This window comes from Candidatus Binatus sp. (genome assembly GCF_030646925.1).
Lineage (GTDB): Bacteria > Desulfobacterota > Binatia > Binatales > Binataceae > Binatus.
Map to the genome: position 1 here is coordinate 1 of NZ_JAUSKL010000106.1, position 15,272 is coordinate 15,272.

15 protein-coding genes are annotated in these 15,272 nt (G+C 59.6%); 3 read left to right on the forward strand and 12 right to left on the reverse strand.

Annotation, left to right across the window (positions count from 1 at the left end; translation table 11 throughout):
* Positions 1-63: 63 nt before the first annotated feature.
* The 3 genes from Q7S58_RS18275 to Q7S58_RS18285 form a co-directional block, all read right to left on the reverse strand.
* Complete coding sequence (locus Q7S58_RS18275) at positions 64-900, reverse strand: sce7725 family protein (RefSeq protein ID WP_304829311.1); 837 nt, start codon at positions 898-900, stop codon at positions 64-66.
* Entirely contained in the window at positions 872-1,792 is a 921-nt protein-coding gene (locus tag Q7S58_RS18280; RefSeq protein WP_304829314.1) for a sce7726 family protein, read from the reverse strand. Before Q7S58_RS18280 ends, Q7S58_RS18275 begins: the two co-directional genes overlap by 29 nt.
* 92 nt (positions 1,793-1,884) lie before the next feature.
* The gene (locus tag Q7S58_RS18285) at positions 1,885-2,553 is read right to left on the reverse strand and encodes a TetR/AcrR family transcriptional regulator (protein ID WP_304829317.1); all 669 of its coding nucleotides are present in this window, start codon (positions 2,551-2,553) and stop codon (positions 1,885-1,887) included.
* Between the two features lie 244 nt (positions 2,554-2,797).
* Here Q7S58_RS18285 and Q7S58_RS18290 point away from each other — a divergent pair, with 244 nt between their 5' ends.
* Positions 2,798-4,570 (forward strand): amidohydrolase family protein, encoded by a 1,773-nt coding sequence (locus Q7S58_RS18290; protein ID WP_304829320.1) that lies wholly within the window; start codon positions 2,798-2,800, stop codon positions 4,568-4,570.
* Positions 4,571-4,695: 125 nt separating this feature from the next.
* Here the strand turns inward: Q7S58_RS18290 and Q7S58_RS18295 are convergent, their stop codons facing one another.
* The 3 genes from Q7S58_RS18295 to Q7S58_RS18305 form a co-directional block, all read right to left on the reverse strand.
* Positions 4,696-5,553: a TauD/TfdA family dioxygenase gene (locus Q7S58_RS18295; RefSeq protein ID WP_304829323.1), complete on the reverse strand. Its 858-nt coding sequence runs from the start codon at positions 5,551-5,553 to the stop codon at positions 4,696-4,698.
* Between the two features lie 135 nt (positions 5,554-5,688).
* Positions 5,689-6,015: a hypothetical protein gene (locus Q7S58_RS18300; RefSeq protein WP_304829326.1), complete on the reverse strand. Its 327-nt coding sequence runs from the start codon at positions 6,013-6,015 to the stop codon at positions 5,689-5,691.
* Positions 6,016-6,087: 72 nt separating this feature from the next.
* Positions 6,088-7,455, reverse strand: a complete 1,368-nt coding sequence (locus Q7S58_RS18305) for an LLM class flavin-dependent oxidoreductase (RefSeq protein WP_304829329.1) — start codon at positions 7,453-7,455, stop codon at positions 6,088-6,090.
* 229 nt (positions 7,456-7,684) lie between these two features.
* On the opposite strand from Q7S58_RS18305, the gene Q7S58_RS18310 reads away from it, so the two are divergent.
* Positions 7,685-8,974, forward strand: coding sequence for an MFS transporter (locus Q7S58_RS18310; RefSeq protein ID WP_304829332.1), 1,290 nt, complete (start codon positions 7,685-7,687; stop codon positions 8,972-8,974).
* A gap of 18 nt (positions 8,975-8,992) precedes the next feature.
* Here the strand turns inward: Q7S58_RS18310 and Q7S58_RS18315 are convergent, their stop codons facing one another.
* From Q7S58_RS18315 to Q7S58_RS18340, 6 genes are all read right to left on the reverse strand, one after another.
* Positions 8,993-9,421 (reverse strand): Zn-ribbon domain-containing OB-fold protein, encoded by a 429-nt coding sequence (locus tag Q7S58_RS18315; protein ID WP_304829336.1) that lies wholly within the window; start codon positions 9,419-9,421, stop codon positions 8,993-8,995.
* A gap of 48 nt (positions 9,422-9,469) precedes the next feature.
* Positions 9,470-10,645: a hypothetical protein gene (locus tag Q7S58_RS18320; RefSeq protein WP_304829339.1), complete on the reverse strand. Its 1,176-nt coding sequence runs from the start codon at positions 10,643-10,645 to the stop codon at positions 9,470-9,472.
* Between the two features lie 66 nt (positions 10,646-10,711).
* The gene (locus Q7S58_RS18325; RefSeq protein WP_304829342.1) at positions 10,712-11,458 is read right to left on the reverse strand and encodes a potassium channel family protein; all 747 of its coding nucleotides are present in this window, start codon (positions 11,456-11,458) and stop codon (positions 10,712-10,714) included.
* Positions 11,459-11,580: 122 nt separating this feature from the next.
* Positions 11,581-12,744: a serine hydrolase gene (locus Q7S58_RS18330; protein ID WP_304829344.1), complete on the reverse strand. Its 1,164-nt coding sequence runs from the start codon at positions 12,742-12,744 to the stop codon at positions 11,581-11,583.
* A 33-nt stretch (positions 12,745-12,777) separates the two neighbouring features.
* Positions 12,778-13,938, reverse strand: coding sequence for a serine hydrolase domain-containing protein (locus tag Q7S58_RS18335; protein WP_304829346.1), 1,161 nt, complete (start codon positions 13,936-13,938; stop codon positions 12,778-12,780).
* 224 nt (positions 13,939-14,162) lie between these two features.
* Positions 14,163-14,921, reverse strand: coding sequence for a hypothetical protein (locus Q7S58_RS18340; RefSeq protein ID WP_304829348.1), 759 nt, complete (start codon positions 14,919-14,921; stop codon positions 14,163-14,165).
* 75 nt (positions 14,922-14,996) lie between these two features.
* On the opposite strand from Q7S58_RS18340, the gene Q7S58_RS18345 reads away from it, so the two are divergent.
* Positions 14,997-15,272 (forward strand): MFS transporter (locus Q7S58_RS18345; RefSeq protein ID WP_304829351.1); only part of this gene is annotated, 276 nt, incomplete at its 3' end.

Below are 15,272 nucleotides of genomic sequence, written 5' to 3' on the forward strand. Positions count from 1 at the left end.
CCACCTCGTCACCTGAAACACCCACCAGCAGCAGCGGATGAGCCACTTTCGACCTCCAAACCCTTAACCAAGTAGCGACCCCAACTCATCAGCACAGAAAAACTCGTGACTGTTCGGCATTTTTCCGCAGCCTGCTAGAGCTTCAAAGAATTTTTCTGCAACTTTCCCTCTAGTCTGGTTTTGGTCAGAGATATAGTGCCGAAGCTCTAGCGCATTTCCGGTGTGATGTCGCACGGTCATGTAATGAATTGCAACAGCGAATGGTAGACCGCCGGTTTCGCGAAAGATATCACCTATAATTGAATAGTCACCAAAATGTGCAAAATCAGTTGCAGCACTTCCCAAATGGCGGTCAGAAAAAGATTCGCTTGGTGGATAATCCGCGTTGTTCTGTGGATGGAAATGGTCTTCGATCAGGACGCGAAGGTTCCAATTGAAACGATTCCGTGTACCCCCTGAGATTTCGCGACACAATACATACCGAGCTTCATCATCAAGAATCGCTTGGGTGGTATCATATGTCGGGTCAGAAGTTAGAAAATATGCTCGCTCCAACTCAAGGGGAGCATACCGCGAACTGAATGCTTGAATTTCTGCCGGTTGAGTTTGCCCGTTAACGTACAGAGTCGGCCTAAAACTCTGGTGCTCGTCGAGGATATCTAGAACGAGTTCGTTGAACACCTCGTCTTGGGTTAGCGGTTGGCTCCGGGGCAGTCGTGGATTAACGATGAGGCAGAATTCCATCCCCGCTTCAACAAACAAGGGTAAGTTGCTTGCCAAATAGCCGGACGTTATCGGCTCCATGACAGGAACGATTAGGCTGTCGCTGAGAAGATCAGAAAGTTCGCGAAGAGCTATTAGTTCATACTGCCTAGCGCGAAGGACCGGAAAATAGCTCATCTTTACTCCCCGTTTTATCGAGCAATGGGCGGTTCAGCGAATTGATGCCAAAAAACGCACTGCGAGTTCGAGCGTTCGCCTCGTAATACATCTGAACCATGCTGTTTGGCAAGCTGTTAACCAAGTGTGATTGTCGGTCAGCGAACCGCGCACGCAAAGAGCGCAAAAGCACATCATGCGCCACTTCAGAGGAAAGTGTTTTGAAATACTCCAAGTATGCCCGACGACGTTGGGTGTTTGGAACGTCGAGCATGACACCAAACAACCGCTGCGCCTCAGGGACATACTCAGTAGCTCTCAACAGATCAAAAGTCGCCACCGGGTCGACATTTTCGACATTGCTAATCGATGGCCGAATATTCGGCATGGAACCGTTTGGAGTCAGCGCCACTATGCCAATTCGCTCATCGACGACTGATTTAACCCGATCGACAAATGCAGGGTCGCAAACTACGCTCACCCGATCGAACACGGACAGATAGGCAGCCATCTGGACGGGCAGTCGTTCCAAGTCGTCGTAACCAGTCTTTATTTCGTAAGCGACCGTCGTTCCATTGATGACCAACAGGTCAAGCCGATTATTTCCGATCAAAAACTCAGACGCGATTGCAGTGAGTGAAGGATGCTCCTGAGAGAGCACTCTCTTGTGAAGGATTTCGTTTTTATAAACGTACTCACATCGGTATGTCTGATTCAGTCTGTCATAAGCCCATTCAAATAGTTCGGCAATTGACGTTCCCGCCTGCGCAAAAGGCATGAGTCCCATTTCTTGGATAATACCGAGATGTCGGTTCTCAGCTAGTGAACGTACGAAACCCGGTCGGAAGAGTGAGGCGAGGATGTGCCCCCTGAGATCAGAAGGTGCGAGCGATTTTCCAGCAGCATCCCACATTTGTCTTTATTAGATCGCATGCGAGATCTGAGGTCAATACATTAGAACAGGTTATGTATATTTGTTAAAGCATAAGCATCCGGCCTGTCACGTCATGGCGACTCTATCACCTCCGGTGAGTCAAGTATATTATTGCCCAAATTTGGAACGAGCGCGCCTGAATCCGCATCGCGGATGTTTGCTAGCCCGAACAGCGCTCGCCGGTAGAGTTGGCGGCCGCGACCTTCATCCAAAAGAAGATCGGTCGCGTACAGCGAGTTGGTGAACAGGCCCTGCCATAGCGCGGCCGCAATATTTGCGGCTTCAACTGCCGTGACGCCGGGTTGCCGAGGCACCTTCTCAAAGAGATCGGTCAAGTAGGCCATCATCGCGTGATGAAATTCCGACATCCTGCGCCGAACCGCCGGCCGATGCAGCGACAGCGATATCAGTTCCTGCACCATCCCGAGGTCGCCTTGAGCGACCGGCGCGCGCACAAACAGGTGATCGACGAGAACGTGGATGCGTTCTTCAGGAGGTTCGTTGGCGGCGGCGGTGATTTCAGCCCCGGCTTTGTCGAGTAACTCCGAACAAAGGTCGATTAGTACCGCGTCCTTGCTCGGGTAGTAGTAGAGAAAATGGCTGACGGAGATTCCGGCGGTTCTGGCCAGGTCCGAAAGGCTGGTATCGGCGTATCCTTGCGTCACCATGCATCGCTTGAGCGCATCGACGATGGCAACGCGCCGCGCCGCGAGCCGCTTGGGGATCTTCACGGCGGGCATCCGAGCGGGCTTTTTTCGGATCACCCTGCAACCTTATCCGATCCATCGGTTCGTTCAAGCAGCGCCGCGATTTCCGAAAGTGCCGCGGCTGAGATCGAATCCTTCGGAGCATAGGGTAGATTAGCGTGACTACTCGGAGGGTTAAGCAGATCGTGATCGCCAGACTTGACTTTTCGGAATCACCCGCTCTATTTTGAGTAAATCTCAAAAGCTGAAAACGGCTTTCGCGCCAGGAGGATGAGCTATGGACTACGATCTCGTTATCAGGAACGGCACGGTGATCGATGGAACGCGGTTACCCCGGTTCCGCGCCGACGTTGGTATCAAGGATGGACGCGTCAAGAAAATCGGCCGGATCGGCAAGGTCAGCGCGGGACGCGAACTCGACGCGAAGGGCTGTGTCGTGGCGCCGGGCTTCGTCGATCTGCATACGCATTACGACGCGCAAATCCACTGGGATCCGTACTGCACGATTTCTGGATGGCACGGCGTAACTTCGATTGTTCTCGGTAACTGCGGATTTGGTTTTGCTCCTGTAAAGCCGGCGGACCGCGAACGTTGCCTCCTGATGATGACTCGCACCGAGCAGATTCCCTACGAGTCGATGAAACAGGGCATGAAGTGGCGCTGGGAATCGTTTCCCGAATGGCTCGACAATCTACAGCGGCTGCCAAAAGGCGTGAATATCGTCAGCTACGTGCCCGTGTCGCCGCTGATGGTGTATGTGATGGGACTCGAGGCCGCCAAGAGTCGCCCCGCTACTCCCGCCGAGCGCAAAGAGATGCAGCGGCTCCTGAACGAAGCGATGGATGCGGGCGCTTGCGGCTTTTCGCTTCAACGGCTCGGCAAAAACTCGGTGCAGGCGGACGTCGACGGTACGCCGATGCCGACCGACACGATGGCCGATGAAGACATCCTGGCGCTGGCGGAAGTATTGCGCGATCGCGACGAGGGCTTCATCCAGATTACCCAGGCTGAAACCGGAGATCCGGCTCATGAAGAGGATGACGTTAGAGGGCGCGATCATCGGTTCCTCGAGCGGCTGGCGGAAGTAGCGCAGCGGCCTATTCTGCACAACATAGTCGTGGCTCTGGATGATCAACCCGATTTCCATGCCAAGGAGTTGGCATGGGTGCACGATTGCAACGCTCGCGGCCTTCGGATCTATGGGCAGGGCGTGAACGTGCGGACCTGGTTCAACTTTACGCTCGAGCATTGGAACCTTTACGATTCGAGCCCGGCGTGGAATCGAGCAACGCAGGGAAGCGTCGAAGAAAAGCTCCAGATGCTAAGCGATCCAGAGACTCGCAAGCAGATGCGCGATGAGTACGCGATGCTGTTGTCGATCGGTCACGGCTCGATTCCGGAGAACCTGACTATCGTTAAGGCGCCCGGCTATCCTGAACTAGCCAAGTATGTCGGACGCCGGATAGGTGATATCGCCGCAGAGATGGGAGTGCATCCTAACGACGCGATGCTGGATATCGCCGTCGCGGGCGGATTGAAAGTCGAGTTCCGCACCGATCCCGCCACCAGCAGCAATCCAGAGTTGGTAGGACCGCTCATGTGCGATCCATACGTAATACCGGGCGTTTCGGACGGCGGCGCGCATACCAAGTTCTTCACCGGCGGATCGTTCACCACTGACTTCCTGACGTGGTTGGTGCGCGATACCGGCAAGATCTCGCTCGAAGAGGCGCACTATCATCTGAGCTATCTGCCGGCGCAAGCTGCTGGATTTACCGATCGCGGATACCTGCGCGAGGGTGCGCCCGCCGACGTTATCGTTTACGATCTTGCAAATCTAAAGCGTACTCCTGAGTGGGAGTTTGAGGTCGTAACTGACTTCCCGGCCGGCGAATGGCGGCGGATTCAACGCGCCGAGGGATATCGCTGGACGATCGTGAACGGCCAGATCACGTTCGAAGATGGCAAATGCACCGGCGCAACTCCGGGCGTACTTCTGCGGAATCGGCAGATCGGCACGCAGGCGTTCTCGGCGGCCGCGGGTCGGTAAAAGTCGATCAGATAAGAGCAAGCGAAGGGGCTGTTCCGTATCGGCGGAACGGCCCCTGATTTTTTTTAGGATGACGTCGAGTCGGTAACGATTATCGCGTCGGGTGTCGCCGCTCCGGTTCGGCGTCAGGTGAGGCCGGACTCGCTCACGGGATCGCCCGCAATACGGCTGTGCCACATCACCCGCGGCTCGGTCAGGTCCCACGGCGTGGCCCGATGAAGCAGGCATCGATTGTCCCATACCACCGCGTCCCCCGGCGTCCAGTCGTGGTAATAGATGCGCGGCGGACGGCACGCGAAGTCCATCAACTCCTGCAGGAACCGCTCCGACTCGGCCGCGCTCATGCTCGGGATATTGTGGGCATGGCGACCGATCAGCAGCGACTTGCGGCCGGTCTCTGCATGGACCTTCACCAGCCGACGCAACGGCACCGGGCCATCGTGGAAGCCGTAGCCGCTGTAGTCGCTGCCCTGCTTCGGCTGATGCCCGAGCTTCCCCTGGCTGTAGCGTAGCGAGTGATGCGCGGCGAGGCTCTCGACCCTGGCGCGGAGATCGTCGTCGAGCGCGTCGTAGGCGGCGCGCATGTCGGCCCATCCGGTCTGGCCGCCGGAATTCGCCACCACCTCCGCGCTGAACACCGCGCCCTTGGCCTGCACCGGCATGTAGGTGCTGTCGCAATGCCATCCCATGTTGCCCTTGAGCACCTTGATGATGTCGCTGTTGTCCGCCTCGGCGATCAGCGTGCCGTCGGCCTTAACGTTGCTAAGCGCCGCCATGTCAAACTCAAGCGGGCCGAATCGCCTGGCGAAGGCGATTTGCTCGATGCGGCTCAAGTGCTGGCCGGGGAAAATGAGGAGCGCGTATTCAAGCCACGCATCGTGGAGATCGCGCCACGTCGTATCGTCGAGTGCGGCGAGCTTCACGCCCGTCACGACCGCGCCGAAGGTAGCGTCGAGAGGTTCGATGTCGAACGCACGTGCCATATGGGGGGCCTCCATTCGATCGCAAGGGCGCACGAGAGCTTCGGATGCAAACTCTATCGAACAATCCCCCGCGCGCACAAATCGTAAATCACAAAGCGAGGACTACATTCGCGACTGCGGCCGGCTTCTGATCGATCACAGGAGCGGTGCGTCGTACACCGCGTAACCGCCCGCGCCGCCTGCGTCGTCGCGCACTGCCGGGCAGGTGAAGCCCACCGTGCCGCCGGTCACATCGACGATCGCGTTGGCGAGTGCGTCGCGATAGGCGCACGCGACACCCACGCCGAGTTGCGCACTCACTTCGCAGACGCGAACGACTTTCGGCGCGGCTGCGGGCGGAGAAACGATTATCTGGCTGAAGCCGGCGAGCACAGCAACGGGAACGACGAAAAGGGTGATCTTGTGGTGACTGCTCAGGCCAGGTGACGCGAACACGCCTCTGATGCTATCCGGGATTTTCATGCAGTGCCGATCTCGCTCCATAAGTTGAGAAATGGGAAGAACTCGGAAGCCAGGTTTTAGCATCAGTCGCAATCAGCGCGGAGGCGATTCGAGGCCGGCCGATTGCTCCGGATGCTCCGCGCGGAGCGGGAAGAAGCGATTCTCCGGGCGCGGCAGCCCGAGATTTTCCCGCAGCGTCGCGCCCTCGTACTCGCGCCGAAAGATCCCGCGGCGCTGCAACTCGGGCACGACGCGACCTACGAAATCGTCAAGTCCGGCGGGAAGATACGGGAACAAAATGTTGAAGCCGTCGCAAGCGTCGGTGAGCAGCCATTCCTCCATCTGATCGGCGATCGTTTGCGGAGTGCCGACGAAGGCCAGGCCGCCGACGCGCTGCGCCAACTGCCGTACCGTGAGATTCTCGCGCTCGGCTAGTTCAACGATCCGCTCGCGGCCGCTCTTGCTCGCGTTGCTTTCAGGGATCGGCGGCAGCGGACCGTCCGGATCGAATGCGGACGCGTCGTGGCCGAGCATCACGGAGAGCGATGCGATCGCGCTGTCGTAGTGAACGAGGCTGTCGAGCCGCATCCGCTTCTCACGCGCGTCTTCGACGGTGTCGCCGACGACGACAAAGGCGCCCGGCAGCACCTTCAGATGATCGCGGGGACGGCCGAGCGACTGCATCCGGCCCTTCACGTCGGCATAGAAGGCGCGCGCGCTTACGAGATTGCTGCCCGCGCCGAAAATCACTTCGGCGGTCTCGGCGGCAAGCTGGCGGCCCGCGTCGGACGCGCCCGCTTGCACGATCACCGGCCAGCCCTGAATCGGGCGCGCGACATTGAGCGGTCCGCGCACCTTCAGGAACTCACCACTGTGGTTAAGGACGTGGAGCTTCTCGGGATCGAAGTACACACCCGCTTCAACGTCGCGAATGAACGCGTCGTCGGCCCAGCTATCCCAGAGGCCCGTCACCACGTCGTAGAACTCGCGCGCGCGACGGTAGCGCGTGGCGTGATCTACATGTTCGTCGAGCCCAAAGTTCATCGCTTCATCGGGATTGCCGGAAGTCACGATGTTCCATCCGGCGCGCCCGCCGCTCAGATGGTCGAGCGACGCGAACTTCCGCGCGACGTGATACGGCTCGTTGTAGGTGGTCGAGGCGGTCGCGATCAGCCCGAGGTGCTCCGTGACGACGGCCAGCGCGGGCAGCAGCGTCAGCGGGTCGAACGAAGTCACCGTCGCGCTGCGCTTCAGCGCCTGGAGCGGCATGTTGAGGACGGCAAGATGGTCGGCCATGAAGAAGGCGTCGAACCTGCCTCGCTCGAGCGTCTGCGCGAAGCGCGTGAGATGCTTGAAATTAAAATTCGCATCGGGAAAAGCGCCGGGATATCGCCACGCCGCAGTATGGATACTGATCGGCCGCATGAAAGCGCCCAAGCGCAGTTGACGCGAATTGCTCATGCTTGATCTCCTTGTCGTCGCGATCGGAGCAATTGCGCTCCGCGTATCGCTCACCGTTCCTTTATCAGGTCGGCAGGTGGATGCGGAAGTTGCGCGAGTAGCGCCGCTTGAACAGCGGGCGAGAGTTGTGCCTAGCTGAGTTTGCTCTTTCCCAAGGGTTATCGGCAGATAGCGGCGGTCGATGGAACAAACCCAGGATCGACGCCGTGAATGGTTGTGGGGACAAGCATTGAAAAATTTACCACTGGCGCAGGAAGAAGCCGCTGCTAGCGAGAGCAACTCATCGGCGCAAGGGTTCTTCTACGGATGGGTGATCGTCGCGTGCGCATTCACGATCCTGGCCATCGCCTATGGGATTCAGTTCAGCTTCGGCGTGTTCATGCCTTTCATCTCCGCCGATACCGGATGGGATCGCGGCAGCCTATCGGTACCGTATTCGTTGTATGTGTTCGTTTATGGCTTGCTAGGTGTTGTCAGCGGACGTCTCACCGACAGTCTTGGGCCGCGTATCGTGCTGACGGTCGGCGGCTGTCTCCTTGGCGCGGGCGTGATTCTAATGGGCCAGGTCCACACCTTGTGGCAGCTCTACATCGTGCTAGGTCTCATTGCCGCGGCGGGGATGAGTGCGGCCTACGTACCTTGTAACGCGACGGTCGTGCGATGGTTCACGGTCAAGCGCGGACTGGCGATCAGCATCACGTCGAGCGGCTCGAGCTTCGGCATGTTTCTGTTTCCGCCGATCGCAACTGCTTTGATTGGTGCGTACGGATGGCGCCGCTCCTATGTGATACTGGGGCTGCTGGCGATCGCCGTTTTTGCCGGGTGCGCATCGTTTATCGTGCGCGATCCCGAAGACATAGGGCTGCATCCGGACGGACTAGCGCCGCGGGAACCGCAACCAGGCGACGAGGTTCGAGACTTATCGTTCAGCGATGACTGGACGCTGGCCGAAGCCCAACGCACCAGCACATTCTGGCTGTTGAACGTCATCTTCACTTTGACGTGGCTGGTGGTGTTCATGCCGATGGTGCATATTGTGCCGTTTGCGGTGGATATTGGCATAAGTCATTTTCTCGCCGCGATGACGATCAGCATTATCGGTTTCGCGGGATTCGCGGGCCGGCTTGCAATCGGCACTATCTCCGATCGCTTGGGGCGGCTGCCGACGCTCGGTCTCTGCTTGTTCCTGCAAGCGCTGGCCTTCTTCGGTTTCGCGATGAGTAGCGCTCTGCCGCTGCTGTACGTCGCCGCGGCCGTCTTTGGATTTTCCTATGGGGGAGTGACATCGCTGTTTCCGGCGCTGGTCGGCGATTTCTTCGGCCGCATCGCGATCGGCGCGATCGTCGGCTTCATCTTTGCGGTAGCTGGCTCGTCGGCGGCCTTTGGTCCACTTATCGCCGGCTACCTGTACGATGCCACCAAAAGCTATCACGCCGCTTTTGTACTTAGCGCGGCGCTCAATCTGGCGGCGTTGTTGCTGGTCTTTGCACTTAAGAAGCCAGGGCGAGCAACCTCCTAGGTGGAGATTTGTTTGCTTCTATTCAGATGCGCGCGGCTTGAACTTAGCCAGAGTGATCTCATCGGTCACGTCATCGAAATATACTTCGACCGGCATCCTCGCGCGGATATCGTGGTTAGCCACGTCTAGCAGGTTCGACAGGATCCGCGGACCCTCGTCGAGTTCGACTTCCACTACATTATAGGGAATGTCGTTCTCATAGCTGTGGAAGTATGCCTGATGAAACACGACCCAGGAATTGACGCGGCCGCGGCCGCTAAGCAGCGTCCAAGTGAACTTGCGCGACCAGCATCCCGGGCAGAGCGGCGACGGCGGATACCAGATGCGCCCGCATCCGTCGCACTGCTGCATCCGCAATTCGCGGCGCTTGAGTGCGTCCCAGTAAGGCTGATTCAAGGACGAAATGGCGGGAAGAGGCTTCAGGTACCGCGACTCGGATTCTGCCATTGGCGGTCTCCGTCTTTGCTTGCCGTTTGACGTTACTTGGGCCTGAGGTTACTTGCGATAAATGATCGAATCGCCGTAGGCATTCGCCCACTGAATAACCTCGGCGTTGGTAACCTGGCGCAAACCGGCCTCGCCCCGCAACTGGCGGACGATTTCCACCTGATGATTCCAGCCCATGATATGCGCTTCGGATAGCAATCCGCCGTTGGTGTTGATCGGCAGCTCGCCGCCGATTTCGATTCGGCCGTTTTGCGTGAAGCTGGGCGCTTCGCCTGGCTTGCAGAAGCCGAAGCGCTCGAGCGCGATCCAGGCAAGGATCGAGAAGGCGTCATAGGTGAAGAGCGCGTCGATATCTTTCGGAGTCACCCCGGCCATCTTGTAAACCGGCTGTAAGCCGGCTTCGTACTCGAATACCGATTGCTGAACGACGCCTAGTCCGGGATAGGCCCAGATGAATTCCTCACTACCGCCCGGCAGTCCTTGCATCCCGCTGATATAGACGGGAGGTTGCTTCAAATCCCGCGCACGCTCGGAAGTAGTAACAATCACGCACGCGGCGCCATCGTTGATAAGACAGTAATCGAGCAGATGGAGCGGCTCGCAGACGTAGCGCGATTGCTGGTGCTCTTCGACGTCGAACGGCTCGCGCATAATCGCCGCGGGATTCATCGAGGCGTGTTTGCGAAACGCAACCGGCACCGACGCGAGCGCGCGGCTGTTCGTACCGTAGCGATCGAAGTAGCGCCGCGCGACCAGCGCCGCCCCTGCGCCGGGCGAGGTCATGCCGTAGGCCGGATCCTCGCCGTGACCGCCGCCAGCCTCGCGCGCACCTTCGCGGTCGCTCGCGCCACCCATCATAGGACGCCGCATTCCCGAGAAACTCACCGACGCCAGGCACGCGACCGCGTCGGCCATCCCGGCGTTCACGATCATCGCTGCCCACTGGATGCAACTAGCGGTGAAGCGACCGTGAGCCCAGGTCTGATTGTAGGTGCGCAGCTTCAGTCCGAGCAGTTGCGCGATAGCGTCGGCGTCGGCGCCGATCGGCGAGCCGAAGCTGACGATCATCCCGTCTAGTTCATCGCGCGAGAGGCCGGAATCGTCGAGCGCGTTTGCGATCGCGTCGGCCGCGAGGTCGATCGGACTGCGCATCAGGCGCCGGCCATACTGTGAGTTGCCGACGCCGACGATCGCTGTCCGGTCCTTGAGATCGAAATTCGCCATAAACCGTTACGAGTGCAAGCGTACAAAAAAATGCCCGAGACTTCCAACGAGGAATCGGGCAGAACGTTAGTCGTTTTTCATCATCGATTGGGCGACTTCGAGGCTGACCAGACGCGAAATCAGAATCGCGATGTAAAGTTGTCCGAACACGGATTCCATCACGGACGTGACGCGCGCACCCTGCGAGAGCGGTGCGATATCGCCGTAGCCGGTCGTCGTCAAGCAAACGAAACTGTAATACATGAAGTTGTGCAGCGCACCAATGATGGACACGGTTTTGCCCGATGGGTCGAGATTCAAGAGGCCGGCGCTGAACGATCCGCGATGCGTCATTTCGATCATCGCAAAAATGAAGCCCCATCCGACGCCCATCATCAGGTAGGCGCAGATCGACGCGGCAATCATGTCGAGCGAAACTTGCTTGATGGTGAACAGGCGCGAGACGAGGGCCGTTACGGTGTAGAGCAGGAACGCGGCGGAGAACCCGGCCGAGATCATCTCGATCGTGTAAGTGGTCGCGAACACTAGCACGATTCGACCGATGAACGCTGGAATCACGAGCAGCACGCCGATTGCAAAAAAGGATCGGGTGAGGCTAAGCGCGTAGAGCGAGGACATCAGGACCGCGGCCAGCGAAACAGTCATCAGAGCTTGCTCCAACTGATGACCCTGAATCACTGGCGCGAGACAGAGTAGCAGCAGTATCGCGAACAGCAGCACGGTGAAGCGGCCGGGAAGGTTGCGATGCGTCAGCCCGAACCATAGCTGTTGCTCGCGTGAGCGCAGCCTGCCCGGTGTTTTAGGTTCGTTCATGGTGCGAGGACCAGGCGAGGATTGAGATCTTTCGACTCCGGCAGCCTTCGCTCAAGATGACGGAAGGGAGCGGCAGCATCAGAGATCAAAACTCGAGCTGACGTCCATACTTCAACGCGGTGCTAAAGGGCGGCGAAGAGTGCGTTGAACAGCGTTGCGGCGCGGCCGTCGATAAGCGCGTCGGCACCCATCTGATTCATCGCGTAGCCGAAACCGACCCGCGCGTCGGGATCGGCGAATCCGATCGAACCGCCGGCGCCGGGATGGCCAAACGTATGCGGATTCGGACCGAGCGGGGTTTCCGGCGCGGTGAGGGCAAAGCCGAGGCCCCATCGCGTGACCGCGCCGAGCACGGCGTCGGGGCCGTAGGACTGCTCGGTGTGCGCGCGCTCGATGCTCTCGGGCGTCAGCACGCGGTAGCCATTCGTCGAGCCGCCGGTCGCGAGCGCGCCATAGAGGGCGGCGAGCGCACGAGCAGTGGCGTGGCCGTTGGCGGCGGGAACTTCCGCGCCGCGCCATTCGCGGCTGTTGATCAGGCGCGCATCGACGACCGGCCGCGGATTGGCGATCGCCTTGAAGGTCACGCCTTCGGGATCGGCCGCCATCTCGGCGAGCGGATTAGGGGGCGCGTTGGGCGGCGGCGGGGGCGCATCGACCAGATCGGCGATTCGCGGGTCGAAGCTAGCATCGACTCCGATGTGAATGTCGAGATTCAGCGGCGCGGTGAGTTCGTCGCGAAGATAGGCGCCCGGAGTTTTGCCGGTGATACGCCGAATCACTTCGCCGACCAGGTACCCAAAGGTGATCGCGTGATAGCCATGTTTGGAGCCGGGCTCCCACCACGGTTGCTCTGCCGCGAGCGCGTTACACATCGCGGACCAATTCCAGTATGCGTCGGCGGGCAGTTGCTTGCGGACGGCGGGCACGCCGGCGCGATGACTCAGCAGAAATTTGACGGGAATTTTTTCTTTGCCGGCTTGCGCGAACTCGGGCCAATATTTCGACACGGGGGCATCGAGAGCGAGCTTGCCCTGATCGACCAGGCGATGGGCGCAGATGGCGGTGATGCCCTTGGTGGTCGAATAGACTTTCACCAGCGTGTCGCGATTCCACGGCCGCGACTTCGCCTTGTCGGCATGACCAGCCCACAGATCGATGACGGGCTTGCCGTCGATAGTAGCGGCGACGGACGCGCCGACTTCGAGCCCGCGATCGAAATTTTGTTCGAAGAGCTGCTTGACCTGCTTGAATTTCGGATCGCAGATACCTTGCGCTTGGGTGCTCATGTCAGCAACCTCCGAGGGCGAATCGCGCAACTATTAGAGAGACGCATAGATTGCATCGATCAGCGCGGTGGCTCGCGGATCGATCAGCAAGCTCGCCTGCATCCGGTTCATCGCATAGCCGAAGCCAATCTTCGCTTCCGGATCGGCGAAACCGAGCGAGCCGCCCGCGCCCGGATGGCCGAACGATTTCGGATTCGGCCCGAGCGACGCGCCCGGCTGCGACATCATGAAGCCGAGCGAGAAGCGGGTGCTCAGAGTCAACACAGCGTCGGCGCCGATCGATTGCTCGATCGAGCATCCCGCGACCGCATTTTTGGACATCACGTGTACGCCGTCGAGATCGCCGCCGCGAGCGAGAGCGCCGTAGATTCGCGCCAGCGATAGCGCCGTGCCGTGGCCATTGGCAGCCGGAATCTCCGCGCCGCGCCATGCACGCGAATTAGCGACACCGGGCTTCGACAGCACCGGCGGATTCATGAAAGCCTTGGCGGCGACGGAGTCTGGATTTTTCGCGATGTCGGCAAACAGATTCGGCTCGCCGGGAGCGGGCGGCGGCGACGGAATCAAATCGGAGACGCGCGCATCGTTTTTGGCGTCAAGGCCGATGTGGAGATCGAGCTTGAGCGGGCCGGCGATTTCGTCACGCAGATAAACCCCCGGCGTCTTGCCGGTGATGCGATGGATTACTTCGCCGACGAGCCAGCCGAAAGTCAGCGCGTGATAGCCATGCTTGGTGCCGGGCTCCCACCACGGCTCCTGCGCGGCGAGCGCGGCGGCCATCGTGTTCCAGTGGTAGATCGCATCGTCGTCGAGGGTCTTCGCGACGGCGGGCAATCCAGCGCGATGACTCAGCAGATAGCGCACCGGCATTTTTTCCTTGCCGGCCTGGCCGAACTCGGGCCAGTAGCGAGTGACGGGCGCGTCGAGATCGAGCAAGCCCTTATCGACGAGCCGATGCGCGCAGATCGCGGTGATGCCTTTGGTGGTCGAGTAGAGATTGACCAGCGTGTCGCGGTTCCACGGCTGGGTCTTGGCCTTGTCGGAATGCCCGCCCCAGAGATCGACGACGGTCTTGCCGTCGAGGGTGACCGCGGCGCCGGCGCCGAGTTCATTGCGCAGCTCGAAATTTTCGGCGAATGCGTCCTTGACGCGATTGAATTTTGGATCGCAGGTACCTTCGATTTTTACTGCCATGATTGCTCTCCTTGCTTGTCTCTTTCGACCTTGCCGGTCCCGGCGCGCGCGGGCAACGCCGGCCACGACGAACCTTGGTCATATCACGCAATCGAAATCGCGACCAAGCGCTCGGTGAGCGTCCGCGTTGCGAATGAAAAAACGGGATGGCCGGGCAAGATCGTTCAGTACAAAAAGTTCACAAACTATCGGGTCGCACTGGCGCCAGATTCCCAGGGAAATAGTTAAGGAGGAGGCGCTGCGCGGGAATCAGGAGTTTGATCAGGCGGCGGCTCGTCGGGAGGCGGACCCGCCGTCGCGTCGGGAGTCGTATCGGGCAGAATCACCGGTTCGGGGAAGTCGGAGGTGACGTTGCAGCAGAGCAGATAGCTGCTGCCGGCGCGCGGTTGCGCGTTGTAGGCTTGCAGGCTGCCGTCCGCCTGCACCTTCACCGCCTGATAGCTGGTCGAGCCCGAGTCGCGCTCGATTTGAAAGACGTAATAGCTGCCGCGATCGAGCGGCTCGGGCGTGCCTTCGTCGGGAATGATCTGGCTGAAGTGCGGCGGCAGTTTCGAGTACTCGATGCTTTTGACGGCGTACTTGGTTTTGCCCATCCCGGTGAGCGAGCCGAGTGTGCTCTCGGTGGTTTTGAATTCCCAGATCGGCACGCCGCCGTCGAATCGCACGACGGTTTCGGTGTGCGCCGCGTCGCGCTGTTTGTTGGTGATTACTTCGGCGCCGAAGAATTTGATCACGGTGGCGCGGACCAGCGAATCGCCGGGACGTTTGTAGGTGACCGCGACGTTGGCGACCGGTGGAGGCAGCGGTTCGCCGGTGGCGGACTGATCGCTATCGTCGAGGTCGGCGTCATCGCTGCTGAAGAAGGATTTCACGTAGGAGCATCCGGCGAGCGCGATCGCGAGCAGCAGCATCGAAAGGAGCGTCGCGACGGCAGCGATCAGTCGGTTGCGCGGGCGAGATGGAGGACCGGAAAAAAAACTCATCGTGACTCCCGGCGGCGGGAAAAGCACGAGAACGCTTTGTACATCAGCATGCTGGTCGGATAATCTCTGCGGCGAGTGGCAAGCCGGGATTCGAGCGAAAAGATTGGACTTCGTCCCCTGCTAATTTACGCGCAGGCGCAGACCGGTCTCAACCTGTGCGCGACGCTGCTCGGCCTTCATCTGCTTTATTTCTATACCGATCGCAAGGGGCTCTCTCCAGCGCTGACGGGGCTTGCATTTTTCCTGGCGCTGGTGCTGGACGCCGTGACCGATCCGCTGGTGGGCAACATTTCGGATCGCGCGCGATTTCGCAATGGGCGGCGGCGTCCGTTTTTCGCGGCGGCGATTCCG

What these genes read in the sequence shown, in the direction of transcription:
- Q7S58_RS18285 (WP_304829317.1), bottom strand. Translation starts at nt 2,553, where the DNA reads ATGCCCGCCGTGAAGATCCCCAAGCGGCTCGCGGCGCGGCGCGTTGCC.
- Q7S58_RS18275 (WP_304829311.1), bottom strand. Translation starts at nt 900, where the DNA reads ATGAGCTATTTTCCGGTCCTTCGCGCTAGGCAGTATGAACTAATAGCT.
- Q7S58_RS18305 (WP_304829329.1), bottom strand. Translation starts at nt 7,455, where the DNA reads ATGAGCAATTCGCGTCAACTGCGCTTGGGCGCTTTCATGCGGCCGATC.
- Q7S58_RS18320 (WP_304829339.1), bottom strand. Translation starts at nt 10,645, where the DNA reads ATGGCGAATTTCGATCTCAAGGACCGGACAGCGATCGTCGGCGTCGGC.
- Q7S58_RS18290 (WP_304829320.1), top strand. Translation starts at nt 2,798, where the DNA reads ATGGACTACGATCTCGTTATCAGGAACGGCACGGTGATCGATGGAACG.
- Q7S58_RS18315 (WP_304829336.1), bottom strand. Translation starts at nt 9,421, where the DNA reads ATGGCAGAATCCGAGTCGCGGTACCTGAAGCCTCTTCCCGCCATTTCG.
- Q7S58_RS18295 (WP_304829323.1), bottom strand. Translation starts at nt 5,553, where the DNA reads ATGGCACGTGCGTTCGACATCGAACCTCTCGACGCTACCTTCGGCGCG.
- Q7S58_RS18335 (WP_304829346.1), bottom strand. Translation starts at nt 13,938, where the DNA reads ATGGCAGTAAAAATCGAAGGTACCTGCGATCCAAAATTCAATCGCGTC.
- Q7S58_RS18330 (WP_304829344.1), bottom strand. Translation starts at nt 12,744, where the DNA reads ATGAGCACCCAAGCGCAAGGTATCTGCGATCCGAAATTCAAGCAGGTC.
- Q7S58_RS18300 (WP_304829326.1), bottom strand. Translation starts at nt 6,015, where the DNA reads ATGAAAATCCCGGATAGCATCAGAGGCGTGTTCGCGTCACCTGGCCTG.
- Q7S58_RS18325 (WP_304829342.1), bottom strand. Translation starts at nt 11,458, where the DNA reads ATGAACGAACCTAAAACACCGGGCAGGCTGCGCTCACGCGAGCAACAG.
- Q7S58_RS18340 (WP_304829348.1), bottom strand. Translation starts at nt 14,921, where the DNA reads ATGAGTTTTTTTTCCGGTCCTCCATCTCGCCCGCGCAACCGACTGATC.
- Q7S58_RS18280 (WP_304829314.1), bottom strand. Translation starts at nt 1,792, where the DNA reads ATGTGGGATGCTGCTGGAAAATCGCTCGCACCTTCTGATCTCAGGGGG.